The sequence below is a fragment of the Clostridium sp. genome, assembly GCF_026168755.1.
Taxonomy (GTDB): Bacteria; Bacillota; Clostridia; order Clostridiales; family Clostridiaceae; genus Clostridium.
The window spans coordinates 21,636-48,546 of record NZ_JAPFDR010000010.1 but is presented as its reverse complement, the minus strand read 5'-3'; the positions used below and the strand labels follow the sequence as shown (position 1 = coordinate 48,546).

The following is a 26,911-nucleotide window of genomic DNA, read 5'->3' as shown; positions in this document are numbered from 1 at the left end:
TATAAATGGTTTTTTGGAATTGTTAGGTAAATTATGTTGATATATAGTAAATAAATTACTAAAATTATGAGTGAAATAGAAATTTTTATTTAACTTAATTATTTAGAATAATGAAAAGATAACCAAATCATAAATAAATTGAGATTATGCTATATAGTTAGAAATATAGAAACTTGAAGGAGGTTTAGATTATGAGTTTATTAGATGCTCATAAAGGATATGAATACCAAGATTTATTTACGGCATATCATATTATAAATATGTTATTAACTGATGACAGTGCTATCTTCAAGATTGATCAAAAAGAATCTGAAAATGATAAGTTTGATGATATTACTATTATTACAAGTGATTCAATAATGAAGAAACAGATTAAGTATAGTGATAATAAAATATTTGAAAAAGCAGATTTGTCTTCTGAAAAATACGATTTAGCACTAGATACATTATTTAGATCATGGCAAGAATTACCGAAAGACAAGAATATTGATATCAGGATTTGTTTGGCATGGGAGTTGCTTATGGATTCTCAAGACATTGATTTTTTAGTAGAGCAAGATGTAACTAATTTGTATAAAAGTAATGATGTTAAAGTGTTAAAAATTAATCTTGAAAGTATATGGCCTTCAGATGGAATTCCTATTTCATCATGGAGACGATTAAGAGGGAAGTCCACGGATATTAATAGAGATGAATTTCAGAAATTTATTAATGATTTAACTATTGAAGTGAATCTTCCAAAATCAAGTACAGATTTTACTAATCCTGGTGACTTAGAGAATTTGGTTATAAATAGCCTAAGGCTCTTTGGTATTGGGAAATTTCCAAATGATAAGAAATCAGTAGTTGATGTTTCCATGCACTTGATATATATCATTAAAGGACTACGTGCAAGAGGTGAAGTTATTGAACTAAATAAATTGATTTTTGACTTAGGTCTGAAGAAAAGTTACGGAAACATTGAGCAGAGTTTTAAGATTGATAGATCTATTAATGTACTAAATTCAACAAGATATCATGAATTTAAGGATTTTGTATTTACAAACAATAAAGTATGTCTACTTGGTGAACCAGGTTCAGGAAAGTCTTGGTTCATTCAAAACTTTATAAGCTTTCTCGATGAACAAGGAATTAAAGTTATTCAGCATTATTGTTATACGGGAATAGATGATCTATATGAAAAAGAAAGAATAACTATAAATGTATTCTTAGCGAATTTAATAAATGCCATTATTGAGGCATTTCCACACTTAGAGTCATATAAGATTTCGAAATATGGGGTGGATTTTGATGAATTGCAAGTTTTAATTAATAATATAAAAGAAGAAGTAGTATTAATTGTAGATGGATTAGATCATATTGGTAGAATATATAGTTTTCATAAAGAAACAATGAAACAAATTGAGACTGAAATTGTGGAAGTAATATCACGGCTGATGTTTCCTGACAACGTAAAAGTTATTTTAGCCTCACAGCCAATTACTGAGGTTATTAATTTGTGCAATCATAACTTTAAGGAGTTTTCAGTGAAACCTTGGGACATTGGTGAAGTAAAAGAATTTATTACAAATAATAGCTTAACAGACGTTGAGCTGGATTTTCACTGTATGTTATCAGACTTATTGATTGAAAAAAGTTAAGGGAATCCATTATATTTAACGTATTTAGTAAACGAATTATCTAAATATACTCATGTTATGATAACAAGAGAATTGATTGAAGGATTCCCAGCTTATAATATCAATTTGGAAAATTACTATTCATTTTTAATGACAAAACTCTCTGAAAGTCAAAAGGTGCCACAAATATTGGCAGGTTCTCCATTTCCATTAACAGAATCTGAACTTAAGGAGATTACTTCTTTAGGTGTATATGTTTCTAAAAGTTTAGAGGCTATTAGAAGTATATTATCTTATAGTAGTTGCTCTGGATGTTATAAAATTTATCATGAAAGTTTTAGAAGATATGTTCTTGAATTACTAGAAGAAAATGAAGTTAGTGTAGATAAAGCCATTTATTCATACTTGATAGACTGGTTGAAAAAAAAGGGATTCTATGAAGATAGAAAGTCGTATCTAAATTTACTTGGACTTCTTTTTGAAGCTAAACGCTATGAAGAAATTTTAGAATATTGCAATAAGGAATTTGTTGTTGACAGCGTTTTTTATGGTAATAACATTAATTTTATAAAAAGCAATTTTGAGATTTTAATGAAGGCATCTTGTAAAGCTAAAAATTATGGCGCTGTAATCATATGTACTGAATTGAGTAATATGATTTACAGTCTAGAATATTCATTTGATGAGGTTTCTCAGTATTATTATCTTGGATTAGGTCTTATTAATGGGTTCGAAAAACTTGAAAATATTTTAGTTTACGAAGGACGAAATGCACTAAGTTGCAGTGAAGGATTAAAAGTCTGTTATCTCTGCTCTGAAAATAATGTAATTCCTGAATGGGACGAGTATATAAGGTTACTCATAGAATCAAAGAAATCTAATCAAGTAGTGCGAAAGAGTCATGATGAGCAATTAGAAGAGTATAGATATTTTATTTGTGCATGTTTAGATACTGGCCGAAATATGATTGATAAGATTGAAAAAGTTGCAGTTAAAGACGCATATGATAAGAGGACGGTGATAATAACTGAATATTCAAGGAGAGGATTAATTGAAGAATTAAAAGCACTGGTAAACCAACTTGAGGAACAAGAACATTGGGTAGAAAGTATAGATGTATTCGAGGGTAAGTATATAATTGATGAACAATATCTTGATACTGCTCTTGAGATATTATTGGACTCAGATTCATACTCTAATGACACTTTAATTGCGCTAAATTACTATATTAGTAACATTGAATGGATTATTACAAACCATTCAAATAAATTAAATGATTTTATTAAGTGTGCTGAAAATAGAAATTGGTATTATAATTGGTTAATATATGTATTTAAAGTGAGTAAAGTAATTGTTGAAGCAAAAGAAAATAAGTCTATTGATGAGTCAAAACTAATAGAAGCATATTTATGGTTAACAAAGGACATGGAATGCTTTAAGGGTAAACCGCGTACTTGTGATTTGTACAATTATAAGACAATTATATTTGAATCAATAGTATCACCACTTGAACTAGTATCAACTGAATCTACATGGCGTACAATACTTGGTTTGATTGCTGAGATGTCAAGTAAAACTATGTCTACGCTAATGGGGGCTACTTGCGGTCCACTACCTACGTACAAACTTTTCGAGTTATTCTTAGTAATAGCAAATGATATAAATTGTACAGTTTTAACAGAAATATTTGAAGAAAAAATAGGCGATGAGGATAAACGAAGATTTTATTCATATTTGGCTGATTATAGTTTTAAACATGCAATTATCCTTTCAAAGGGTGGTCGGTTAGACAAAGCAAAAGTTGAATTTCGAAGAGGTGTAGAGTATCTATTGTCTTATTCATTTAGAAAGGATCGTACACTAAGTCGACTGATAGATAGTGTCGAGAGTATTTATAAAATTGATGAGGAAACTGGTATTCAGAATATATTAAGACTAAAGCCATTAGCCGATGCCGTTGTATATCATACTGATGGCAGAAGTACACAAACTTATCCAAAAGAGTGGTTCGAGGTTTTGGCTAGAACTAACAGAGATATTGCTATGACATATCTGAGTTATGAGCTATTGGATTCATCAAATTATTGGGCATTAGAAGAAAGTTTAGATAATCTTTTAGAGAGTATGAATAGTGAAGTAGATCCTATTATAGAAAATTCTCTTTTTAAAACGAGACCTAATGAAATTAGTCCTAGCACTATTAGTAGTTATTTAAACAACATACGAGTTTTAAGTAATAATTCTCAAAAGGAATTAGCTAGAGTTTCTATGAGAGAATTGATAAATAGATATCCGAAAGGAATCTATGAAGATGATTATGAGAAAATAAAAGGATTGTGTGAGCAACTGAACGTAGAATTTAATTCTGAAATTATATTAAATTGTAGTTCAAATAGAACATATGATATAGGTAGAGGAAAGAAGTTTAGTTATGATAAACATGTGAGTCGTTTAAGTTTTGATGTAATGTCTTTTGAGGAAATACTTGAGTATATTGTTGATTTTGGAATAAATGAAAGTGATATTCAAGGATTGTATATATACTTGCAGTCAATTAGTGAGTTGAGTGATGACTCAAAAATGTTTATCAACAACCTAATAAAGCACACATATGATAGAAGGAGCGATGATGAAAGTAGAGAAAGAATACTAAAAGTTATTGATGCTTTAGATTTAAATTCAGAAGTTATGGCGTATATTTACATAGCGATGTTTTTGAATCATAAAGATGGGTGGTATCAGAGGTTAACTGAAACAGGATATTATATTAAAGCAGTAGAATATAATAGAGAAGTTGCAGAGGAGTATTTTTTTGAATATTTTTATAATAATCTTTATCGGGTTGACTATAATTTGGCAGTAGGTGATAAAATAATAAATGCGTTAACAGCGGTTGGATATGATGGTGAATTAATTCTTCATTATTGGGAGTCATTGTTTGAGATAATTAATTTTAGACTATCAGGACAATATGATTATAATTATAAGGAAATAGTTGAAAAGTCTAAAGAGTTCTCTTCTATAGAAAAAGCAATGTTTCTATTACTTACTCGTTTAAAATATGGTGAAGCAAATCGTTATAGATGGATTATATCTTCGCTTAACAAAATGTTAGAGCAGCCAGAGTATCGTATATGTTTCATAAAACCTTTCAAGCGTTATATTGAAAAGAAGGATAGATTCATTGACTACTCACTAATTATTTTATTGTGGCTTATTAGAAAGTGGTTTACTGAAGAAGAGTTACGTAAAAACAATTTAATTAATGATTTACTAAGTATTTATCCAACTGATAATGGGATTGTAAACTACTTGATTAGGAACATTACTGGGCTGAAAGATGAAAGAAATTACGAAAAGTATGTTCACTCATATGATGGTGGAGATGACAGTATTAATTATTTTATAGAAATCTTAACTGAGACAGATAATAGGGTTGCTTTACTAAAGGATAGCGGTGTTGATATTGGGAATATTGCTAAGAATTATTTTCGTGAAATAAACGATAAGTCTACACGAGAAAATCTACAAGATATAATATATGATAGATCATATAGTGTACTTGTACCAAATGTTTATTTTTATGATATATTAATGAAGCATATGAGTCGTGAAGTAGAAGCATTCCTCAATGGATTTGTAGAATTACCATTTTTAAGTGAAATAGAAGAAAAAATGAATGAAATATTGATTGATGATATAGAGTATTTAATTGCCAATTGCAACTCAATTATTCCTCGTCCATTGGATATTAATATGCCTGAAGAAGTTACTGACTCAATAACTGATGTGTATTCTGAAGAATGGATTTCATTAGCTTACTATGAACGTTGTTATAATAAAAGAGAAAAGTATAAGAATAATTTAATAGAGAATATAGATTCAACAATAGTAATTTCTGGTGTAGTATTCACAGATAAAGAGGATGTTGTTCCTTTAATGAAACTTAAAAAAGAGTATAGGCTATATGATGAAAATAATGAGTTTATTAAACCAGATTATCTTAAAAGAAATTCACTATTAGTTGCTTCTAATCTTAAGATTAATGAGGATATTTATTTAACATTTAGACCATATGATTATCTAAGTATTAGGGGAGAAATTTTGGATGTTCTCGGAATTAAGATTACAGATAATGGTGAAGGGATAATTGGCATAGATAGAACAGGGGAGACCGTGGTGAAGTACTCTAAGTGGGAAGTTTGTTTTGATGATGTTGATACTGGAAGCTATAGAGTTCCTTATATAATAGGATCAGAAGTCAAAGTTAAAAGAGTTGTGTATGATGCGATATGTAAGCTTTTTAGTAGAGAAGCAAAGAGATTTACTATTAAGTTATAATAATAAAAATTAGATGTGAAATCGCAAATGAGTTTTTGGATTATATTGTATAATTTATTTTTATTAATATTTACTATAGAGTATATAACATTAATAACTTAATGATACAAATATAGTACTAGTTACCAAAAGGGCATTGGATTCGAAATCCAATGCCTTTAAACTAGTTAAGATCCCATTTTGTAACTTCTCTTTGTACAACTTGAGCGCTATATTTACTAATTAATGCACCTTTACTTGTTTCAAAGATATTACTTGCGATAATGGTGTCCATTAGGGCTATTACATCTGTGTTTGTAAGTCCAGATTTTACTTCAGATATTGTAATTGAACTTTTTTCACCACTCTCACATAGAAAGACCATTTGTAATGAGTATTCCAAGGTTTCTCCCCCTTTCTATAATATTTAAATTAATAAAGCTAAGCGTTATCTTCTAGTGCAGATATTTCATTAACTAAGGTATATCTAGTTTCATTAGCTAACACTAATTTAATTGCATCTGCAACGGTTGCTAGAGCTTCTGGTGTAGCATCTCCGTTAATACCTGAAAAATTCTTTTTCTTGTATGATGGATTACCATCTTTATCAACACCGCTTTGTACTTCAATACTTAAAGTATTTGTCATTAATTCTTTTGAAATTGCCATGTTATTCACCTCCTTGTAGCTTGGTATTTAATATATATGGTTTAAAAAGAAGAAATCAAAAGTTAATAATAAAATATAAAAAATATGATAAACTTTTGGCCTATCAGATTTTTTTATATTATGCTGCTTTGTCTTTTTCATCTTTTACAACAGCACCTAATTTTACTGAAACAATAGTATTTAATGTATTTATACTATTTGATAGTGTGAAGTAAGTTGCTTTTCTAGTCTAATCAATAGATAGGCTGTAATAGCTATTGGGAAGCCAGTATTGCCTATTAATGATATAAGATCTAAATGTTCCATAATATCACCTCCAAATAATATATATGGTTTTGAAGAGGGAAGTAGATAGTATATTTACTTATAAAAAAATAAATCAGTAAGTTTTTATACTGATTTATTCGTTATCACATAGACAGTAGAAGTAATGATTGATTGCCATATCTACTATAGAGCTGACATAAACTATATCTGGATGCATGGCTTTGATTTGTTCTAGCCTCTTTAGGGTTGAGAATCTTAGCATATAGCATCTTTTATATTCTAGCTTTTCTCCATCTATTGGAGGGGTAAGTCCATTTACTATTGATAGTTTTCTCATATCTAAAATATCTGTATTATTCTTTTTAGTTTTTTGCTTTTCTACTTTAGTTTTTTCTATTGTAGATTGAGGTATAGGTGCAAAATTTATTGGCTCACTTGTAAATGAAAAACCTTGAACTAAGTTACCTTTTATTTTATCAGGTGCTTCAAAACCTATTTCTTCACATTCTTTTAATGAGAAAAATTTAAGGGGTGTGGTATTATGATATCTAATAGAATTAAAATTACTGAAGAGGGAGAAGTTTATGATAGATTAAGTATTGCTTTAGCAATTAGAAATTCAACATATAATGATGAGTTTAAGTGTTCACTTATAGATCAAAATATAATTAAGAACTGTGAGACCTGTAGCTTAAAGTTTATTTGTGATGGAATTGATGGGCTGGCAGATGATTATATTAAAAAGATAACTAAGGTTGTTAGTAGCTTTACACTATAACCTTGAGAGGAATGTCACAATATAAATACTAGCTATGAAATTTCAGCTTAACAATAATTCAATTTTTGTTTAAGCTAGAATAATCTTGGTGTATAATAGTAAGAGAAAAATAATAAATATTTATTTGAGGTGTTGGCTATGGATACATTTATTCCTAGATATAGATATAAATTTAAAGAGGAATTACCACATGGAGATAAAAGATATATTTTAACTTATGTTAAGCAGATGATTAGTGAGTTTGTTTATGATATGGGAAATTTGGAAAATAATCCATTTACTTTCCCAGAGGTACAAACATTACTTGATGGCATTACTGTTGGTGGCCATAAGTTAAGTGATCAAAATCAAATACTAAATATAAAGTCATCATGGGATTATGTTGTTAATTTGAGTAGAACAAATTCTTTAGAGTTAAACAAAGAAGTTATTTGTGATATTCATAGTAAAGTTGCTAAAGATGAGGCATTAATAGTAGGTGACTTTAGAAAGGGTAACATTGGAATTGCAGGTACTGTTGAATATAAGTGCATTAATTATGAGGATTTAGAGGAAGTATTTAAAGCTGATATAGATAAAATAAATTCTATAGATAATTTACTTGAAAAAGCTATTATACTTAATCTATGGTTATCTTACTGTCAGTTCTTTTATGATGGAAATAAGAGAACAGCTAGACTTTCATCAAACCTTATCCTGTTATCAAATGATATAGGAGTACTTTCTATACCAGCTAGATATAAGGTTGAGTATAATAAATTAATGCTAGATTTTTATGAAACTTTAGAAGCTGATGAAGTAATAAAGTTTATATTAGAAAAATGTATAACGTTTTTCGATGGATTTAATTATAAAAAATATAATGAATTAATCTAAGGTGTTAAAATAAATCCTCTCATATGCAGTTAAGCTGCAAAAGAGAGGATTTATTTTTAAAAAGGAAACCTTAATCCTTAATTCATTTATCTCTAATCCAGAAATCATTCTCATACTTTTATCTATATTCAATATTGCAAATTAAATTTTTCTATACATGAATAAACGAATTAATTATTAAGATTTGAATTTATAGCCTGCGGCAGCTAAGGAAATCTTGATTACATCAAGCTATTTTAATATAAAAAGGCTCTGCCCTTAAACCCGGCTCATAATCTATATATGTTAATTCTATTTATAAATTCACTAAGGAGCAAATAATAATTCACCTTGAAGCATATTATTTTAATAAAAAAATACCAAGACCTAATTTAATCATAGATAGTGGGAGAGGACTTTATTTAATATGGCTTTTAAATTCAGTACCAAGTAAGGCATTATCATTATGGAAAGCTATAGAAGAATATTTATATAGTGTTTTAAAGCCGTTTGGAGCTGATAGACAAGCTTTAGACCCTACGAGGGTATTAAGAGTACCAGGAAGTATTAATTCTAAATCTAAGACAATTGTTAAGGTTATAGAGCAGTATGATTATATTTATGATTTAAGAGAAATTCAAAATGAATATCTACCAGAGCTTGAAGAAACTTATATGACTACAATTATTTCTAAAAAGGAATACAAGAGAAGAAATAATGATAATGTTAGGTATTCACAGTACCACAACATTTGAAAGACACATTTCGTATTTAAAAAAGAATGGGCTAATATAATTAGCTCATTTTTTTATATTCATTTCTTCAAAAGTGATTATACACTATTTGTTTAAAAAGTTCAATTTGCAAGTAAAAAATAATATACCCCCATTTTTTTCAGCTTGTATTATAGGGGACGTAGTACCTGTTCTATTTATTTGCATAAATATACCTTTCTGACTATTGCAATATACTTATTTCTCTTAAAATTGGAGAACCAAAGATCCAAGAAAAAAAGTTTATTTAGAAATTTTTTTTATGATATAATAAAACATAGATTTATTGGTCTCTAACCCGATAGCGAGTAACAAATGGGTACTGCTCTTACTCAATGGCAGTTTAAAAAGAGTGTAGCAACCAAGCAACTGCTACTGAAAAGACATATGCTGAGGCTATGATTGTCGAAAAGCTTGGGTGATTAATTTTAGGGCATATGCCTTAAATGTAAGAGTAAAAAGGTACTATTTCGCAAGTCTAGTTACGAAATAGTACCTTTTTTTATAAGTTTATTTATAGTAAACTAAAAACTATTATTTTTTAATTTTTTTATATATTACAAATGGCTTAAAATCGTAAATTTTTATTTCTTCGCAAAAATATAATTTATCGAAATTATAAAAATCAAATAGTAAAATAAGTTGATTTCATTAGAAAAATACATCAAAAACTCATGTATGACATATGTAATACATGACAAATATAAAAGGAAACGAATGAAATAATTAGACTGAATAGGTTAATTAGTAGTTAACCTATTCTTTTTATAGACAAAAATATTATATTAGATATATAGCAAATATAATGAGGTATAAATATGAGTTATATTCAGGTAATTAGAGAAAATGAAAGATTTAAATGAAGAACACAGAAATGAGATTCAAAAATTAAAAAATGAATATACAAAATACATAAAAGAGCTTGAAGATAAAATTAAGGATTTAGGGAGTAAGATAGACTTACAAATTAAGAAAAGACAACTTACTGATGAACAAGTTCAGGAGATAAAAGACCTAAGAGCTAAGGGATTTAGTTATATTGTTTTATGGGATGTTATTTCTTTTAGTTATTATATTTAGGTATTTTTGTTTTAATATCAAATTTAACTATTTTAATTAATATTAGAAATAAAATTTCTTTACCAATATCTATTTATGGTTTAGTTGTTCTTTTTATTTGTTTATTAGGTATTATAAAATTAAAAAATTATTCATTTCTAAGTTTTATAATAATTTTATTAATTGTTTTTAGTTTTATTTTAATTTTATTTTTACTTCGAATATTAAAAAATTTTTAAATTAAAAGGGGAAAAATGTTTAAAAAATTTATTAGCTATAATAGTGCAGTTTTGCTTGAATAATTTTACAGTTGAATAAAAAAACAGATTCTTAAGCAATTCTTAATGACTCAAAAATTGCTTCTATCGGCGTACCGCTTACGGCAGCTTCGTAAATATATATAACTTTAGATTTTTCTAAATCTTTCTTAGCTATTTTATATCCAGTATTAAAGTGATATGAATCATTAGCATATATTTTGCAATAAGTATAGTTTACTAACATTATTGTTAAATATCTAGTAATACTTTTTTCACTTCTTACTTGATATCCATCTAGTCCTAAGTAAGTTTTACAATCTCTGAAGAATGGTTCAATTGCCCAACGGTCAGTATATTGAGTTAAAATTTCTAACGACGTTAATGAGTTATCTAAGGAAATAAAAGCTTTCAATGCTTTATCTTTTTGAAAAGCATCTTTAGGATAACTTAAAATAATAGAAATGTTATTTCTATCCTTCAAATCACCAATATAATTGTAGCCAGCTTTTTCAGAAGCATTAAAAATATCTTTACAACTATACCAACTATCGCATAAAACAAATCCTTTATCTTCTGGTTTAGGAAGTGTTGCAATTAATTTTTGAGTTAATTTTATTTTACTCATAGACTCTTTATCATAAATATTAATTGAATATGGGAGAACTAAACAGTCACACGATAGTAAAGAAACTAATATTTGATGACCATATACATTTTTACTTTTTAAATGTGAATTATGAAATGAACACTTTTCAATTGGATTTATAGCCTTTGACGAGGGCTTTGTTTTCTCTGAAATAGTATCATCAATAATAAAATATATTGGTTGCTTAGTTTCTCTAGCTCTAGCCCAAATAAGTTCTACTATATACGCCTTTAAAGCTCTTTCTAAAAGTTTTTCATCCCAAGAACTATTTGAAAGAAATCTAGTAATGCTAGTTCGATGCCTTGCTGGTGCAAGCTCCGCTATGTCGGAAACTTTACCATTAAAACCTTTTGATATCATTGCATCTATAATGCTTTCTAAGTGGTTTAACTGTGGTTTAGTTAGATATAAATCAAAATTTAATTGTTTAAAAAATTTGTGTAATGATAATTCATTTGATATAATTGTGTTATGAAACATTTATGTATAGCTCCTTGCTGTTATTGTTGTGTGCAAACTCAATTATAGCAAGGATTTATAATAAATGTTTTTTATTTTATTCAGTTGTAAAATTATTCAAGTATTTTTGCACTATTATAGTTATTGGTTATTATAGTAGGGAGATGTTAGAGTGTGGGGGATTAACTAAAATAAATAATGGTTACTCGCTATTCCATTGGATTACAGTTTAAATAACAGTCCAAATAATTTCAACTTATTGTTTAATCAACATAAAAATTAGGATATAATAAGAGATAAGAAAGAAAGTGGAGGTAAGGCAAAATGGAGCAAAAACCACTTCCAATAGGAATAGATAATTTTGAAATGTTAATAACAAGGGGATATTATTTTGTAGATAAAACTCTTCTTATAAAGGATTTATTAGATAATAAAGCTGCAGTAAATCTATTTACTAGACCAAGAAGGTTTGGTAAAACATTAAACATGAGTATGCTTCAATATTATTTTGAAGATAGAAGAGATGAATTTACTGGAGAGAAAATAGATAACTCTTATCTTTTTGAAGGATTAAATATTAAGGGAGAAAGTGAAAAATATACTAAGTATATAGGTAAGTATCCTGTAATTAATCTTTCACTTAAATCAGCAAAGCAAAGAAGTTTGGATTTAGCATTTCAATGCATCAGAGAAGAAATTTCAAATGAATTTAAAAGACATAAATATATAATAGAAAGTGATGTATTAAAAGCTGAGAAAGAACATTTTATGAAAATTGTAAATAATGATAAGGATATGTCATTATATATTACAGCACTAAAATTTTTAAGTAATTGCTTAAATAAATATCACAATGAAAAAGTAATCATTTTAATAGATGAATATGATGTACCTTTAGAAAATGCATTTTTTGAGGGATTTTATAATGAAATGATAAGCTTTATAAGATCACTATTTGAATCAGCATTAAAAACAAATCCATCATTAGAGTTTTCAGTAATTACAGGTTGCTTACGTATTTCAAAAGAAAGTATTTTTACTGGATTAAATAACTTGAAAATCATATCAATTTTAGATGATAGATATGCAGAGCATTTTGGATTTACAGATGAAGAGGTTGTAAAAATTTGTGATGATTATAATATGCAACAAAAGTATGAAACTATAAAGCAGTGGTTCAATGGATATATATTTGGAGAAACAAATGTATATAATCCTTGGAGTGTAATGCAATATGTTGATGACTTAAAGGCTAATATAAATAGATTACCTAAATCATATTGGGCAAATACTAGCTCAAACAGTATAGTAAAAAGTCTTATAGAAAGAGCAGATGACATAACAAAAGGAGAAATAGAGGCTTTAATAGAAGGAAAAACTATAGAAAAGCCAGTACATGAAGATATAACCTACGAAGATGTTTATGATAATTTAGATAACTTATGGAACTTTATGTTCTTTACAGGATATTTCAAAAAGATAAGTGAAAGAATGGATGAGAATACCCAAGAAAACTTTGTAGAGCTAGCAATACCAAACTTAGAAGTAAAGTATATCTTTAGAACTAAGATACTTAAATGGTTTAATGAACAGATAAAACTTTATGATATGACAAAAATGTTTAATGCTATAGTAAATAAAGAACCAGAGCTTTTTGAAGTAGAATTAAACAATTTACTTTTAGATACAATAAGCTTTAACGATGCATATGAAAATTTCTATCATGGATTTTTAGCAGGAGTTCTTTCTAATATGAAAGGATATATAGTTAAATCTAATAGAGAAGGTGGAACCGGAAGAAGTGATTTATTTATTAAGTCAGTTTCAAGAAGGGGAATTGCTATAGTAATAGAGTTTAAAATAGCAAATTATATTGATGATTTAGAAAAAAAAGCAGATGAAGCTATAGAGCAAATAGAAGATAGGAAATATGAGATGGAGCTTAGAAGTGAAGGTTATAAGAATATTTTCAAATATGGGATAGCCTTTTATAAAAAGGATTGTCTAATAAAAATAAAAGATTAAAAATAGTTTTAGAGTTAATGTTTTGGTATTAAGCATTAACTCTTTTTTGATTTAATAGCAACTTTAGTAATCCATATTTAGGAAAGTTTAGTAGTTATTCTTTTAGAAGTATACAGGCGTGTTTAGTGATTGCTAGGGCAAGTGCTATTATATCAGGAAAGCTTAATGATAGAGAATTTAATAGTAATTATAGATTTATAATTGATGAAGATGGAACTGGATATGATGCTTCAATAGTTAGTATTTGGTTTACAGAAGTTCCTGATGAGCCAATAAAATCTCAATAAAAATATTTAAGAATAGATAGGACAAGCAGTTAATATATTGGTAAGGTATAGCAAGTATAGATAGGGTATATTAATGAAGCTTGAACAAGGAGTAATTGGTGAATTAAATTGGAAAGTTTATTTAGGAGATTGTAAAGATGTATTACAAGAAATGATTAATAATAATGAATTTGTAGACACTATTATGACCAGTCCACCATTTTTTAATAGAAGGTCATATGCAGGAAAACCAAAGATAGATGGAAATATTGCTAAATGGGTTTATGCTAGTCAAGGTAATCCGATAAAGGGAGAGATAGGTAATACAAAAGATAAAGATAAATATATAAAAGATATAGAAGAGGTTTTACAACTGTGTTATGGGGTATTAAGGGATAATAGGTTTATGTTTATTAATATAGCTAATACTCGTGAAAATTTTGAAGTAATTGATTTTAGCAGTAATTTTATAGAGATAGCAAAAAAGATAGGATTTATTCATTGGGATACCTTAATATGGATAAAGAAAAATCCACAACCGGCAGGAAAACATAAGGCATATTATTTAGCAAATGGATGGGAGTATATTCTAGCGTTTACAAAAGGAAAGAAGAATAAAATAAATACTGAACAATTGAAGGTTAAAACACACTTCAAATGTAAATATTGCCAAGAAGAAAATTATATAGACTCCAAAATAACTCCTAACTATTTGTATAGTTATGTTGGATGTTATGGAAGAACAGAAAAAAGTAATATAACACATCCAGCAAAATTTCCAATAGACATACCTAAGTTTTGTTTAAGTATGTCATCAAAAGTGGGATATACTATATTAGATCCTTTTGCAGGAAGTGGGACAACCTTGATTGCAGGATTAGAACAAGGATTAAATGTTATTGGGTGTGAATTAGTTGCCAACATATATGATGATTTAATTTATAGAATGAACAGTTTATCAGAGAAAAATGAATAAAAATTAAGAAACTATCCAAACTAAAATATAATTGTAAGTTTAAGGAGTGCTTAACGTGGAAGACAATTATATTAAAATTTTGGATAGTTTTAAAATTAATGATTATATTGAAACTAAACAGATAAAAAAAGAATTAAAAGAAGCTGATCATATAGAGGCAACTAAGATCATAAAAAAATACGGAATAGTTCAGCCATATGATTACGTAAGGGCTTGTGGTAAAAGTAATTTTACAGATTTTGCATTAAATAAGCTAGAAAAAAGAACAGAGGGTGATAGCAAGTACATTATCTCTAAGCTTGTTGGAGACAAAGTAATTTATCTGTATACTAATGATTTGTTTGAAAAGATAGAAGAAATGAAATGGATAGTATCAAAGGGGTATTTTGAAACTATTAAGTCCTCTACTAATAAAATTAAAGGATATTTTAAAGATGAGAATGAAATTACAATCGGTAAAAAATATACTGGTGAAATTAAAATAATTTTGAATGAGGCTGATATTAATTCTATAGTTATGAGGAAGTATTATTTGTTTGATAAAAATCATCTAGCTATTCAATCTCAAATAGGAGCATTAGTGTTTATTTTGGATATAAATCTAAATTAGCTCAAAATGATAAAAATAAAGAAATATATGGGGTTAATTTAAATACAGTTTGTATAGCCACTATGCAAGATCTTGATCTATCAAATTTAAAATCAGAAAAGTCTTTTGAGAAAATAGATTATGTTGATGTAGTATGGATAGGAGATAATACAGGGGAATTGACCGTAGCCATTGAAGTAGAATTTAAAGAAGATTGGTTAGATGCTATGGTAAGATTGATATCTGTGAGTTTGGCCTCAAGCTATGCTAGTAATGTAATAAATATAATTGTGTCTGAAAAAGAAGAAGACTACATTAGCATAAGAAATATGGCTAATATGGATATGATATCACTTTTACCTATCAACTTAAAGCTTGCACATATTACAACTCAAAAACTTATAGGGATATTATCAATGAGGGATAACAGAGTGGAGTCAGATTTAGTAAGAAAAAAGTTTTTCAATGAATTAAGGTATATATAATTAGGACTTACGTATGTAGGTCCTTTTAATATGTTTATAGGGGAAATGGGTATATCTAATGTAACTCTTAATGAAGAGTTTAGAGAATCAAGATTTAGCAAGGGTCAATGTTGTCCTTATTGCTAATCTACTTCTGTAGTGAAGAATGGAAAGTTTAAAGGTAAGCAACGTTATGTGTGTCGTTCTTGCAACATAAAGTTCTTGATTGTATAAGAGCATTTATGGGTGTTGGTGATGTAGATGGCATAGTAGAGATGGACGAAACATTCGTTACTGAGTCTTTCAAGTGTAATCATAAAAAGAGTGGGTTTAAAATGCCGAGAGCTGCTCGAGAAAGAGGTAAGCAAGTTAAGAAACGTGGTATAAGTAATGAGCAGATTTGTATAGCAACAGTAATTGATAGAGGTGGAAATTTAAACGTATTGGGGCAAATATTGTTGCAAAGGTTGCACTTTTGTACACACTGCACATGCAAAGCTTATGACAACTTATTATCCACTTGAAAAGCTTAGAAAGATCCCAGGTCTTGAATATGCTAAGTATGTTGATCCTTATGCAGGAAGTAAGGGTAATTCTATAAGATATTTATCTGTGGCACCAAGGGCTAATGATATGAAGGTTATTGGAGTAGATAATCTTTTATGTGCAGGTGAAAAAGCAGGGTTATTTGTTGGTCATACTGAAGCATGATATTCTAAAGTGCGAAGAAAATCATATTATAGCTAATAAATATATTTTTTATGATTAAAATTTATTTAACTCATATAGATTTAATAATTTATTATTTAATAGATTGCATTTATATATTATTGTATTATTTAGAAATTATATTTATAATACTATTAGAATTGATTCACTATAATTTATTATAAAGCAATGGATTAGGATGAAAAAGAGAGCTGAATATACTCTTTCAAAATGGAGAAATTTTTATGGTATTATGATGGATAAAAGTTGTTTTAAGAATACAGAAGAAAAGTCTGAGTTTTATAATGCTGAAATTGATATGATAATTAAATATATATAGGAGATTATTAAAATAGTTAAGGGAGATATATGATGGATAAGACAATAGATAGAATAAAAAAATTTAGAGATGATAGGGATTGGGGACAGTTTCATAAACCTGAAAATTTAGCTAAAGCGATAAGTATAGAAGCTTCAGAGTTATTAGAGCATTTTTTATGGGATAATAATTTTGATAAAGAGGAAGTATGTAATGAGTTAGCAGATGTAATTATTTATTGTATACATATGGCAAATTCTTTGGGAGTAAATATAGAGGAAATAATAAATAATAAAATGGATAAAAATGAGAAAAAGTATCCTGTTGAAAAGGCTAAGGGATCAAGTAAAAAATATACTGAGCTATAAATTAAATGAGGGGTTAATATGGGATTAGTAAAAACTTTCGCTTATAAAGAAGAATTTTTAGATAATATTAAAAGATATAAATATGGAGTAAATTGGCCTGTTGTTTATATAATAAGAAATAATAAAGAAGCTTATGTAGGAGAATCAAGTAGAGTTTATAATAGAAGTTTAGAACATTTAAAAAATAAGGATAGAATTAAATTAGATACTATTGATATTGTTGCAGATGATGATTTTAATAAATCAGCAACTTTAGAGCTAGAATCTTTATTAATTGAGCATATGGCTGCTGATGGTAAATACTTATTGCAAAATGGTAATGGTGGATTAAGAAAACATAATTATTATGAAAAGGACAAATATATTAAGAAATTTGATATTATTTGGAGTGAATTAAAAGAAAAAGAAATTGTCGTAAGAGGATTATTTGAAATTAGAAATAGTAATTTATTTAAATATTCACCATATAAGTCATTAACATCTGAGCAACTTGAAGTTGTAGAATCAATAGTTGATAGTATTATTAATAATAAAAAAAGCAATCATCTCATTCAAGGAGAGCCAGGTACAGGAAAAACTATAGTTGCTATTTATTTATTAAAGTATTTAATCGAAAAAGAAGAAAGTAAAAATTTAAAAGTTGGACTAGTAGTTCCAATGACATCATTAAGAACAACATTAAAAAAAGTATTTAGAAATGTTAAAAATTTAAAAGCAAGTATGGTATTAGGACCTTCTGATGTTATTGGTAAAGATTATGATATATTGATTGTAGACGAAGCACATAGGTTAAACAGAAGAGTAAATATAACTAATGTGAAGTCTTTTGATGATTGTAATAGAAAGCTTGGTCTTGATAAAAATAATGATCAACTTGATTGGATAAGGCTTTCTAGTAAGCATATGATTTTATGTTATGATAAAAATCAATCAATAAAACCATCAGATGTAAGACCAGAAAAATTTGAAGAAATACCATTTGAAAAACATAAAATTACGTCTCAAATGAGAGTTTTAGCAGGAGAAGATTATATTAATTATATTGAAAATATAATTAATGAAAATCAAGATGAATTTAGAAGTTTTGGAGAATATGAATTATACATATTTGACAATTTAGATGAAATGCATAGAAAAATAATAGATAAAGATAAAGAATATGGTCTTTGTCGTATGATTGCAGGATATGCTTGGGAATGGAAGAGTAAAAAAAATCCTGATGAATATGATATAGTTATAGGAGAAAGTAAATTTAAATGGAATTCTGAGCCTAAAGATTGGATTAATTCACAGAATGCAATAAAAGAAGTAGGCTGTATTCATACCACACAAGGATATGATATAAATTATGCAGGTGTTATTTTAGGAAATGAAATAGTATATAGAGATAATAAAATACAGATAGTTAAAGAAAAATATTACGATAAAAATGGTAAAAAAACAGTAACAGATGAGAATGAATTAAAAAAGTATATTATTAATATTTACAAGACAATATTAACTAGAGGAATTAGAGGTACATATATTTATATTTGTGATGAAGAGTTGAGAAATTATTTTAAAAGATATATAAAGACGTTTGTTTCAGATATTGAGGGATTGGAGAAGAATATTATAGAGAAGGAAATTATAAAAGAGAAAGTTTATTGATTATAATTTGTTTATATTAATTATAAGTTGAATGGATAATTTAGTTAAAGTATATAAATGATAATTAGCTTATTGTTAAATCTATTATATTAAGGTTAATAATTTTAATCTATTAAGAAGTTAAACTTTAAAATTAGAGTTAAAGGGTTGGTTTTCTATATTCTGTTTTTAATGCATATGAAAGTATAAAAATTTTGAGGGCTGAAAGTTAGATTATATCTAGCTTTCAGCTTTTAAATATCTTAAATTAATTCATTATAAATTAGGGTATAGTAGAAATGGACGAAACATTCGTTTCTGAGTCTTTCAAGGAGAATTATAAAAAGAGTAGGTTTAAAATGCCAAGACCTTCTCGAAAAAGAGGTAAGTTTGTAATAATATATGTAAATACAGATAATAGATTTGAGTTGTATATCAATAATTTAGTCTAACAGAGCCTTTATTTTAAGAATTTAACAAAAAAAATTTTTAAATTTATATTTCCTTAACATTTCAATGGTAAAATTTAATTATTAAATAGAATCGGTGATATGAATTATGAAATATACCAAATGAGGTTAGAAAAAAACTATATCTCTATGTGGTATAGAAAGGTGGGGTTAAGTTATGGGGAATAATTTAGATATATTAAATAAGCTTATGTTAGATAAAGAAATTAACAGAAGAGAAAGAGATATGCTTATTGCATTAAAGGCATTTGATTTTGAAGATAGTAATGTTATTTCTGTAGGATTACAGTCTTTATTAGATTATTTTTGTATTAAGAATAAGAAGTCTATTTATAGTGTTTTAAGAACATTGCAAGCTAAGAATTATATAAGAATTGAAAAGAAAGATGGAAAGAAAAATATATATGTGATAATAAAGGATTATTTATTATTTAATAATTCTGAAGAAAGTAGATACGCTGATGTACCTAGTAATTCACAGGATAGTTACACTGATGTATCTAGGTATGAAGAAAGTGGGTACACTGATGTATCTACAAGGGAAGAAGGTAGATACGCTGATGTGCCTAGTAATGTACAGGATAGTTACACTGCTGTACCTAGTTATAAAGAAAGTAGGTATACTGATGTATCTATAATGGAAGAAGATAGATACGATGATGTACCTAGTAATGCACAGAATAGTTACACTGGTGTATCTAGTTATGAAGAAAGTGGATACACTGATGTATCTACAAATGAAGAAGATAGATACGCTGATGTAACTGGTAATACACAGGGTAGGTACATTGATGTATCTAGTTATGAAGAAAGTAGGTACACTGATGTATCTAGTGATTACCAAGGTAGATACGATAATGTATCTACTTCACGTAATAATATATATAATAATATAAATAATAAAATATATATAAATAATAAAATATATATAAATATAATTAATCATTGGAATAGTAAGAGAATAGGTAAAGTTGTTAGTTTAAATATTAAGATTATAGACAGTATAAATAAGGCTATGGCTAAATATAGCTTTGATGAAATTAAAAAAGCAATTGATAATTACGCCAATGTTTATAATAGCGATTATTTTTATGACTTTCAGTGGCACTTGCCATACTTTTTAACTAGGAATAATGCCATAGGAAAGTTTGTTGATAATGGAGATATATGGCTGAGATATAAGCAAAAATACTCAATGCTTTATTAAAAATAGTGGGTTTAATAAAATTTACAATTAGGATATAATAATAGATAGCTTAAAAACAGATAAAAGGAAGTGAAAATATGAATTTAAAACCATTACCAATAGGTGTAGATAATTTTAAGGATATAAGATTAAATAATTATTATTATGTAGATAAAACATTACTAATAAAGGATATTCTAGATAGTAAGGCAAAAGTTAATTTATTTACTAGGCCAAGAAGATTTGGTAAGACTTTAAATATTAGCATGATACAATACTTCTTTGAAAATGGTAAGGATGATAATTCATATTTATTCAATAAACTTAAAATAATGAATGAAGGTGAAAAGTACAAATCACATATGGGACAATATCCTGTTATAAATCTTTCTTTAAAATCAGCCAAGCAACCTAATTACGAATTAGCATATGATTGTCTTGTAAATGAGATTATTGAAGAGTTTAAAAGACATGATTACGTATTAAATTCAGAAAAGCTTCATTATGAAAAAGAAGATTATTTAAATATTATTAATAAAAAAGATAATAAAGGTAATATGGTAACAGCATTAAAGTTTTTATCAAGATGCCTTGAGAAGTACCATAATAAAAAGGTTATTATTTTAATAGATGAATATGATGTTCCAATAGAAAACTCATATTTTAAAGGATTTTACAATGAAATGATAGATTTTTTAAGATCACTTTTTGAATCTGCATTAAAGACAAATGAATATTTAGAGTTTGCAATTATGACAGGATGCTTGAGAATATCTAAAGAAAGTATTTTTACTGGATTAAATAACTTAAATATTATTTCTATATTGAACACTCACTATGATGAGTATTTTGGTTTTACAGAAAATGAAGTAATTGATATGCTTAAATATTATGGATTTGAAGATAAAGAAGATATTATAAAGAAATGGTACAATGGATATCTTTTTGGTGAATGTAATGTTTATAATCCATGGAGTGTTGATAAATTTATATATGATTTAACAGGAACTATTAATGCACTACCAATATCATATTGGGCCAATACAAGCTCTAATAGTATTGTAAAATCATTAATAGAAAAAGCAGATGATGATACAAAGGCACAAATTGAAGAACTTGTAGCAGGTAAAACAATAGAAAAGGTTATTCATGAAGATATAATATATGCAGATATTGACTCATCTATGGATAATTTATGGAATTTCTTGTTTTTTACAGGATACTTAAAGAAAGTAAGTGTAAGGATGAATGAAGATAATGAAATACTTATTACTTTAGCTATTCCAAATGAAGAAATAAGATTAATTTATAAAAATACAATTTTAAATTGGTTTGATGAAGGAATAAAATCTAAGGATTTATCTAAAATGTATGAAGCTATGTTAGGTGGAGATACTTTAACTTTTGAGAATGAATTAGTGGAGCTTTTAACTGAAAGTATAAGTTTTTATGATGCATATGAAAACTTTTATCATGGATTCTTACTAGGAACTTTAGTTAACCTTAAGAGATATATAATTAAATCAAACAGAGAAACAGGAAAAGGTAGAAGTGATATTATTATTAAATATCCTAACAGACGAGGAGAAGCTGTTATTTTAGAGCTTAAAGTGGCAAAAAACTTTAAAGAAATGTCAGATAAATGTGATGAGGCTTTAAATCAAATAGAAGAAAAACAGTATGATGCAGAATTATTAGAAGAAGGATATACTAATATAGTTAAGTATGGAATTACTTTTTATAAAAAAGATTGTATGATTAAAGTGTCTTAGGTTAAACAACCACAAGAAACAGCTACTACTAACTATTCCTCGTTATCAAAATAGATGTTATAATTAATTAATAGTTACGTTAATAATCTATGTATAAGGTGGTGAAGTCGTGGCAATATATTTAAATAGCATTAGACCCTTTGAAAATTTTAAAGAATTATTTTTAGAAGAGTATTTTGTTGATAAATCAGAAATAATAGACATGGTTAATAAAAGGATTTCTACAAAAAGCAAATACCTTTGTATTACTAGACCAAGAAGGTTTGGAAAGTCATCTGTTGCAGATATGCTAGGAGCTTATTATGGAAATGCTGTAGATGCCAAAGAAATCTTCGATAACCTTAAAGTTAGTAAATCAGATAGTTACGAAGAAAATTTAAATAAATACAATGTAATAGCTATTTCTTTTAATGAGATATGTGATAATATGCAAACATATCAAGATTATATAAATAACATAATTATAGAATTAAAGCGAGAAATAATAGAATTAGTTAATAATGATAATTTAAATGAAACTGATAGCTTAAAAAGAATTTTACAAAAATCAGAAAAGAAATTTATATTTATCTTTGATGAATGGGATTATATTTTTTGTAATAATTTATTTGCTGAGCATCAAAATGACTTTTTAGAGTTTTTAAGAAACCTTTTAAAAGATCAAAATTATGTAGCTCTTTGCTATATGACAGGGGTACTTCCAATAAAGAAATATTCAAGTGGTAGTGCACTGAATATGTTTGATGAATATACATTTTTAAGAGATAGAAGCTTTGGTGAGTTCTTTGGTTTTACAGAAGAAGAAGTTAAAGAGCTGTGTTTAAAAAATAAAAAAATGGATTTTGGAGAACTCGAAAGTTGGTATAATGGCTATACAACAGCAAGTGGAATTAAAGTGTATAATCCAAGGTCTGTTGTTAAAGCACTTATGAATAATAATTGTGAAAGTTATTGGACAAATACTGGTGCAATGGATGAAGTAACACAATATTTAAAGTACAATACCTTAGAAATTCGTGATGATGTTATAGAAATGGTTTCTAGAGAAGAAATTGATATCTATATAGATGAAGAGTTTAGAGCAGGTCAAGATGAACCTAAAACAAAGGAAGAAATATATTCAGCAATGATAATTCTAGGATTTTTATCTTATAACAATGGATATTTAAAAATTCCTAACAAAGAATTAATGAAAGAGTTCCAAAAGGCCTTAAAAGATGAATCATTTGGATATGTTTCAGAAATAGTTGAAAACTCTAAAAAAATGCTTAAAGCAACAGTTAAGGGTGATACAAAAACTGTTGAAAATATACTGCATGATATTCATAACTCTGAAATACCGATACTTCAATATAATGATGAAAATAGTTTGTCATGTGTTCTTACTTTAGCATACCTTTCCGCTAGAGACACCTATAGAGTTGAAAGAGAAGAGAAAACAGGTAAGGGCTATGCAGATTTTACATTTCATCCAAGAAGAAAGAATGATATACCTTTTATAGTTGAACTTAAAAAAGATACATTACCTGAAGTTGCGATAAATCAAATTTTAGAGAAAGAATATGTTTCTAAGTTTAAAAAGGAATATTCAGATAAAAAAATATTAGCAGTTGCTATTTGTTATAACACAAAAACTAAAGAGCATGATTGTATAATACAAGAAATGTAGTACATGAATTAGTTTCAATGTTTAATAGTTTATTTATTTAGGTTATAATAAAGGATAAGAAGAAAGTTAAGGGTATAAGATATAGGATGGTTAACGAAAAAACTTTTATAGATGTGTTAAATGAAACTAAGGATTTTAAAAATTCATTATATGCTGTTTTAAAACATAACTTTTTATATAATTCAAATAAAATTGCAGGAAGTACATTTACAACAGAAGCATTAGCTTTATTATTAGATAAAAATGTTGTTGAAGGTAAGCATACTTTAGATGATGTACAAGAAACGGTTAATTCAAGTTATGTTTTTGATACAATTATAGAAACATTAGGAGAAAAGATAGATCATAAATTTCTTAAAAATATACATGCAAGTTTAATGTTTAATACTAGTATGCATGCAAAAGGATATGCAGGAATTTATAAAGTTATTCCCAATATGATTATAGGAACAAATGCAAAGATAGCTCAACCATTTGAAGTTGAAAGTAAACTAGATGAACTTTTAGAATGGTATTATTCATTAAATAAAATTACTTTAAAAGATGTAGCTTAATTTCATTATAGATTTGAACTTATTCACCCATTCCAAGATGGTAATGGAAGAATAGGAAGGTTTATAATGTTAAAACAAATGTTAGAACAAAATTTAGAAGTGAAAATTATATCATGGGATACTGAAGATTTATATAGAAAATCACTTAATGAATGTAATGATTTAGACTTTTCACCTTTAGAAAAATATATATTATCATTAGATGATTTTAAAAATGAGTATTCTAATCTTTGGAAGTAGAGAAGTTAATAGATTATAATATATTTATAAAACCATAAAATGCAGAGTAAGATAGTAAAAATCTAACTCTGCATTTTTATTTAAGTTGTAACATTTCAATAATAATTTAAATACAATATAATAATAATAATTTAGTTGTGGAGTAAAAATTGTTTTGAAAAAAGGCAATATTATAATACTTAAAGAAAATAAGGAATCAATAGGGGAAGAGGCCTATAAGTCAATAGCAAGAGCATTAATTAATGTATATGGAGTTGAAGTTTGTAGATTGTTGATTGAAAAATTTAATGACGAAGAATATAAACATTAGTTAGAAGGAGTAATACAAAAATGAAAATTGCTATATATTCGAGAAAGTCAAAATTTACAGGAAAGGGAGACTCTATTGGTAATCAGATCGATAGATGTAAAGATTATATAAACTTTATATTTATGGAAGAAAAAAATATAGAAATAAAAATCTTTGAAGATGAAGGTTATAGTGGTAAAAATACAGATAGACCAGCATTTAAAAATATGATTCATATGATTAAGCTAAAAGAGTTAGATGCAGTTATAGTTTATCAACTTAATCGTCTTGGAAGAAAAGTTAAAGATATTTTAGAGACAATTGATATTTTTAAAGAATATAAATGTGCATTACACAGTGTTACAGAAAAAATAGATACTAGTAGTCCAATGGGAACTATGTTTTTAACTATTTTGGCTAGTATATCTCAGTTTGAAAGAGATGATTTAATACAACGTATTACAGATAATATGTACCTTTTAGCTAGAGATGGTAGGTGGCTTGGAGGTCAAGCTCCTTTGGGATTTAATCATGTAAGAGAATCTTTTATAGATGGACATGGTAAGACTAGGTATTATAGTTCATTAGTTATTAATGAGGAAGAAATAGATAAAGTAATACAGATGTTTAATCTTTATTTAGAATTTGAATCAGTAAGTAAGGTTCATAAATATCTCCTTAAAAATAAGGTTAGAGGCAAAAAGGGTGGATATATTAATAAAAGTTCAATTATGAGTGTTCTTGTTAATCCAACTTATGCAATGTGCAATGAGGATATTGCAGAGTTTTTAGAAGAACAAGGCTACATTGTAACTAAACAAGAAGAGGGAAAAGGTATTTTAACTTATTGCAAAAGGACTAATGATAAAACAAGAAATAACCCAAAGCTTGCTGCAACATCAAAGCATGATGGTGTAATACCAGCTGAAAATTGGATAAAGGTACAAGAGTTAATATCTAAGAATAGACATAACAAACCTAATAGAGGTAATTCTAATGTTGCACTTTTAAGTGGTATATTACGTTGTAAGTGTGGATCTGTAATGAATGTAGTTAAGGCTCGTCAATTAAAAGATGGGACAAGGCCTTATTATTACGCTTGCAGTATGAAAATAGATAGCAGTAATACAATTTGTAATATGAAAAATCTAAATGGAGCAATTGTAGATAAAAGGATTGTTGAAGAGGTAGTTGGATATGATTCTTCTAAAGTAATAGAAGAGTTGGATAAGATATTGAAAAATGATAGCTTAATAAATAATAATACTGAAGTAGATGAAATAAACAATACTATTCAACAACTAAAGAATAAAAAGGGAAATATGTTTTTACAATTACAAACTTTAGATTCTAATCTAGATAAAGAAATAATTTTAGAATATCAGCAAATAATTAGGGATATTAATTTTCAAATTAAAGAATTAGAAGAATCATTAAATAGTGTAATACAAAAAAATGCTACTATCATAAATGAAGAAATAGATATTGAAAGTATAAGAAATAAAATAAATAATTTTCAAAGCACATTCGATCTTTTGAATCATGAAGATAAAAAGAAAGTTTTAAGGAATATTTTTCAAGAAATTATTTGGGGTAGTGAATGTAATACAATAAGTATTACATACTCTAATAAAATATAAAAATGTTAGAGATGTCATAAAATGTGCAGAGTGGACTAAAAA

At 27.1% G+C, this 26,911-nt stretch carries 23 protein-coding genes and 5 pseudogenes; 24 read left to right on the top strand and 4 right to left on the bottom strand.

All coding sequences use genetic code 11. From position 1 onward, the window contains the following. Window positions 1–191 precede the first annotated feature (191 nt). A complete protein-coding gene (locus Q0Y03_RS05850; RefSeq protein WP_297712906.1) occupies window positions 192–1,640 on the top strand; it encodes an NACHT domain-containing protein in 1,449 nt (482 codons plus the stop codon). A gap of 156 nt (window positions 1,641–1,796) precedes the next feature. Beyond that, window positions 1,797–5,960 (top strand): hypothetical protein, encoded by a 4,164-nt coding sequence (locus Q0Y03_RS05845; protein WP_297712905.1) that lies wholly within the window; start codon window positions 1,797–1,799, stop codon window positions 5,958–5,960. A gap of 163 nt (window positions 5,961–6,123) precedes the next feature. Here Q0Y03_RS05845 and Q0Y03_RS05840 read toward each other — a convergent pair whose 3' ends face one another. From Q0Y03_RS05840 to Q0Y03_RS05830, 3 genes and pseudogenes are all read right to left on the bottom strand, one after another. Further along, window positions 6,124–6,324: a DUF2922 domain-containing protein gene (locus Q0Y03_RS05840; protein WP_363318722.1), complete on the bottom strand. Its 201-nt coding sequence runs from the start codon at window positions 6,322–6,324 to the stop codon at window positions 6,124–6,126. Between the two features lie 56 nt (window positions 6,325–6,380). Further along, window positions 6,381–6,608 carry a DUF1659 domain-containing protein gene (locus Q0Y03_RS05835; RefSeq protein ID WP_297712903.1) on the bottom strand — a complete coding sequence of 76 codons (228 nt, stop codon included), beginning with the start codon at window positions 6,606–6,608 and terminating at the stop codon, window positions 6,381–6,383. 118 nt (window positions 6,609–6,726) lie between these two features. Next, window positions 6,727–6,914 (bottom strand): annotated as a pseudogene (locus Q0Y03_RS05830) (YvrJ family protein). 502 nt (window positions 6,915–7,416) lie between these two features. Here Q0Y03_RS05830 and Q0Y03_RS05825 point away from each other — a divergent pair. The 3 genes from Q0Y03_RS05825 (at window position 7,417) to Q0Y03_RS05815 (ending at window position 10,361) form a co-directional block, all read left to right on the top strand. Further along, window positions 7,417–7,653, top strand: coding sequence for a hypothetical protein (locus Q0Y03_RS05825; protein ID WP_297712901.1), 237 nt, complete (start codon window positions 7,417–7,419; stop codon window positions 7,651–7,653). 138 nt (window positions 7,654–7,791) lie between these two features. After that, entirely contained in the window at window positions 7,792–8,529 is a 738-nt protein-coding gene (locus Q0Y03_RS05820) for a Fic family protein (protein ID WP_195468107.1), read from the top strand. 1,598 nt (window positions 8,530–10,127) lie between these two features. Further along, window positions 10,128–10,361 (top strand): hypothetical protein, encoded by a 234-nt coding sequence (locus Q0Y03_RS05815; protein WP_297712898.1) that lies wholly within the window; start codon window positions 10,128–10,130, stop codon window positions 10,359–10,361. Window positions 10,362–10,670: 309 nt separating this feature from the next. Here Q0Y03_RS05815 and Q0Y03_RS05810 read toward each other — a convergent pair whose 3' ends face one another. Beyond that, window positions 10,671–11,726, bottom strand: coding sequence for a transposase (locus Q0Y03_RS05810; RefSeq protein WP_297712897.1), 1,056 nt, complete (start codon window positions 11,724–11,726; stop codon window positions 10,671–10,673). Between the two features lie 303 nt (window positions 11,727–12,029). Between Q0Y03_RS05810 and Q0Y03_RS05805 the strand changes: the two genes are divergently transcribed. The 19 genes and pseudogenes from Q0Y03_RS05805 to Q0Y03_RS05725 all read left to right on the top strand — a co-directional run bounded on the left by Q0Y03_RS05805 (window position 12,030) and on the right by Q0Y03_RS05725 (window position 26,869). Further along, window positions 12,030–13,730, top strand: coding sequence for an AAA family ATPase (locus Q0Y03_RS05805; protein ID WP_297712896.1), 1,701 nt, complete (start codon window positions 12,030–12,032; stop codon window positions 13,728–13,730). Between the two features lie 125 nt (window positions 13,731–13,855). Beyond that, on the top strand, window positions 13,856–14,017 hold the full coding sequence (locus Q0Y03_RS05800; RefSeq protein ID WP_297712895.1) for a hypothetical protein: 162 nt from the start codon (window positions 13,856–13,858) through the stop codon (window positions 14,015–14,017). A 73-nt stretch (window positions 14,018–14,090) separates the two neighbouring features. Continuing rightward, window positions 14,091–14,972: a site-specific DNA-methyltransferase gene (locus Q0Y03_RS05795; RefSeq protein WP_297712893.1), complete on the top strand. Its 882-nt coding sequence runs from the start codon at window positions 14,091–14,093 to the stop codon at window positions 14,970–14,972. Window positions 14,973–15,027: 55 nt separating this feature from the next. Then, window positions 15,028–15,582 carry a hypothetical protein gene (locus Q0Y03_RS05790; protein WP_297712891.1) on the top strand — a complete coding sequence of 185 codons (555 nt, stop codon included), beginning with the start codon at window positions 15,028–15,030 and terminating at the stop codon, window positions 15,580–15,582. 62 nt (window positions 15,583–15,644) lie between these two features. Beyond that, window positions 15,645–16,046, top strand: a complete 402-nt coding sequence (locus tag Q0Y03_RS05785; protein WP_297712890.1) for a hypothetical protein — start codon at window positions 15,645–15,647, stop codon at window positions 16,044–16,046. 33 nt (window positions 16,047–16,079) lie between these two features. Then, window positions 16,080–16,493: pseudogene (locus Q0Y03_RS05780) on the top strand (IS1595 family transposase); the annotation flags it as partial. Between the two features lie 21 nt (window positions 16,494–16,514). Next, a pseudogene (locus Q0Y03_RS05775) lies at window positions 16,515–16,733 on the top strand (FAD-dependent oxidoreductase); the annotation flags it as partial. Between the two features lie 199 nt (window positions 16,734–16,932). After that, window positions 16,933–17,073 (top strand): hypothetical protein, encoded by a 141-nt coding sequence (locus Q0Y03_RS05770; RefSeq protein WP_297712889.1) that lies wholly within the window; start codon window positions 16,933–16,935, stop codon window positions 17,071–17,073. Window positions 17,074–17,105: 32 nt separating this feature from the next. Further along, window positions 17,106–17,420, top strand: coding sequence for a nucleotide pyrophosphohydrolase (locus Q0Y03_RS05765; RefSeq protein WP_297712888.1), 315 nt, complete (start codon window positions 17,106–17,108; stop codon window positions 17,418–17,420). 18 nt (window positions 17,421–17,438) lie between these two features. Beyond that, window positions 17,439–19,070 (top strand): DNA/RNA helicase domain-containing protein, encoded by a 1,632-nt coding sequence (locus Q0Y03_RS05760; RefSeq protein WP_297712886.1) that lies wholly within the window; start codon window positions 17,439–17,441, stop codon window positions 19,068–19,070. A gap of 266 nt (window positions 19,071–19,336) precedes the next feature. Beyond that, window positions 19,337–19,438: pseudogene (locus Q0Y03_RS05755) on the top strand (IS1595 family transposase); the annotation flags it as partial. Between the two features lie 238 nt (window positions 19,439–19,676). Beyond that, window positions 19,677–20,726: a hypothetical protein gene (locus Q0Y03_RS05750; RefSeq protein ID WP_297712885.1), complete on the top strand. Its 1,050-nt coding sequence runs from the start codon at window positions 19,677–19,679 to the stop codon at window positions 20,724–20,726. A gap of 77 nt (window positions 20,727–20,803) precedes the next feature. Then, on the top strand, window positions 20,804–22,477 hold the full coding sequence (locus Q0Y03_RS05745; RefSeq protein WP_297712884.1) for an AAA family ATPase: 1,674 nt from the start codon (window positions 20,804–20,806) through the stop codon (window positions 22,475–22,477). A gap of 109 nt (window positions 22,478–22,586) precedes the next feature. Then, window positions 22,587–24,146 (top strand): AAA family ATPase, encoded by a 1,560-nt coding sequence (locus Q0Y03_RS05740; RefSeq protein ID WP_297712883.1) that lies wholly within the window; start codon window positions 22,587–22,589, stop codon window positions 24,144–24,146. A gap of 86 nt (window positions 24,147–24,232) precedes the next feature. Beyond that, on the top strand, window positions 24,233–24,700 hold the full coding sequence (locus tag Q0Y03_RS05735; protein ID WP_363318721.1) for a hypothetical protein: 468 nt from the start codon (window positions 24,233–24,235) through the stop codon (window positions 24,698–24,700). 9 nt (window positions 24,701–24,709) lie between these two features. Further along, window positions 24,710–24,766 (top strand): annotated as a pseudogene (locus tag Q0Y03_RS15540) (Fic family protein); the annotation flags it as partial. Beyond that, entirely contained in the window at window positions 24,767–24,940 is a 174-nt protein-coding gene (locus tag Q0Y03_RS15535) for a hypothetical protein (protein WP_363318720.1), read from the top strand. It abuts the pseudogene before it with no gap. A 154-nt stretch (window positions 24,941–25,094) separates the two neighbouring features. Then, entirely contained in the window at window positions 25,095–25,250 is a 156-nt protein-coding gene (locus Q0Y03_RS05730; protein WP_297712882.1) for a hypothetical protein, read from the top strand. 20 nt (window positions 25,251–25,270) lie between these two features. After that, on the top strand, window positions 25,271–26,869 hold the full coding sequence (locus tag Q0Y03_RS05725) for a recombinase family protein (protein WP_297712880.1): 1,599 nt from the start codon (window positions 25,271–25,273) through the stop codon (window positions 26,867–26,869). Window positions 26,870–26,911: the final 42 nt, after the last annotated feature.

Bases quoted from the DNA above. Each gene is read 5' to 3' on its own strand.
- Q0Y03_RS05850 (WP_297712906.1), top strand. From the start codon at position 192: ATGAGTTTATTAGATGCTCATAAAGGATATGAATACCAAGATTTATTT.
- Q0Y03_RS05840 (WP_363318722.1), bottom strand. From the start codon at position 6,324: ATGGTCTTTCTATGTGAGAGTGGTGAAAAAAGTTCAATTACAATATCT.
- Q0Y03_RS05835 (WP_297712903.1), bottom strand. From the start codon at position 6,608: ATGGCAATTTCAAAAGAATTAATGACAAATACTTTAAGTATTGAAGTA.
- Q0Y03_RS05825 (WP_297712901.1), top strand. From the start codon at position 7,417: ATGATATCTAATAGAATTAAAATTACTGAAGAGGGAGAAGTTTATGAT.
- Q0Y03_RS05820 (WP_195468107.1), top strand. From the start codon at position 7,792: ATGGATACATTTATTCCTAGATATAGATATAAATTTAAAGAGGAATTA.
- Q0Y03_RS05815 (WP_297712898.1), top strand. From the start codon at position 10,128: ATGAAAGATTTAAATGAAGAACACAGAAATGAGATTCAAAAATTAAAA.
- Q0Y03_RS05810 (WP_297712897.1), bottom strand. From the start codon at position 11,726: ATGTTTCATAACACAATTATATCAAATGAATTATCATTACACAAATTT.
- Q0Y03_RS05805 (WP_297712896.1), top strand. From the start codon at position 12,030: ATGGAGCAAAAACCACTTCCAATAGGAATAGATAATTTTGAAATGTTA.
- Q0Y03_RS05795 (WP_297712893.1), top strand. From the start codon at position 14,091: ATGAAGCTTGAACAAGGAGTAATTGGTGAATTAAATTGGAAAGTTTAT.
- Q0Y03_RS05785 (WP_297712890.1), top strand. From the start codon at position 15,645: ATGCAAGATCTTGATCTATCAAATTTAAAATCAGAAAAGTCTTTTGAG.
- Q0Y03_RS05770 (WP_297712889.1), top strand. From the start codon at position 16,933: ATGAAAAAGAGAGCTGAATATACTCTTTCAAAATGGAGAAATTTTTAT.
- Q0Y03_RS05765 (WP_297712888.1), top strand. From the start codon at position 17,106: ATGGATAAGACAATAGATAGAATAAAAAAATTTAGAGATGATAGGGAT.
- Q0Y03_RS05760 (WP_297712886.1), top strand. From the start codon at position 17,439: ATGGGATTAGTAAAAACTTTCGCTTATAAAGAAGAATTTTTAGATAAT.
- Q0Y03_RS05750 (WP_297712885.1), top strand. From the start codon at position 19,677: ATGGGGAATAATTTAGATATATTAAATAAGCTTATGTTAGATAAAGAA.
- Q0Y03_RS05745 (WP_297712884.1), top strand. From the start codon at position 20,804: ATGAATTTAAAACCATTACCAATAGGTGTAGATAATTTTAAGGATATA.
- Q0Y03_RS05735 (WP_363318721.1), top strand. From the start codon at position 24,233: ATGGTTAACGAAAAAACTTTTATAGATGTGTTAAATGAAACTAAGGAT.
- Q0Y03_RS15535 (WP_363318720.1), top strand. From the start codon at position 24,767: ATGTTAAAACAAATGTTAGAACAAAATTTAGAAGTGAAAATTATATCA.
- Q0Y03_RS05725 (WP_297712880.1), top strand. From the start codon at position 25,271: ATGAAAATTGCTATATATTCGAGAAAGTCAAAATTTACAGGAAAGGGA.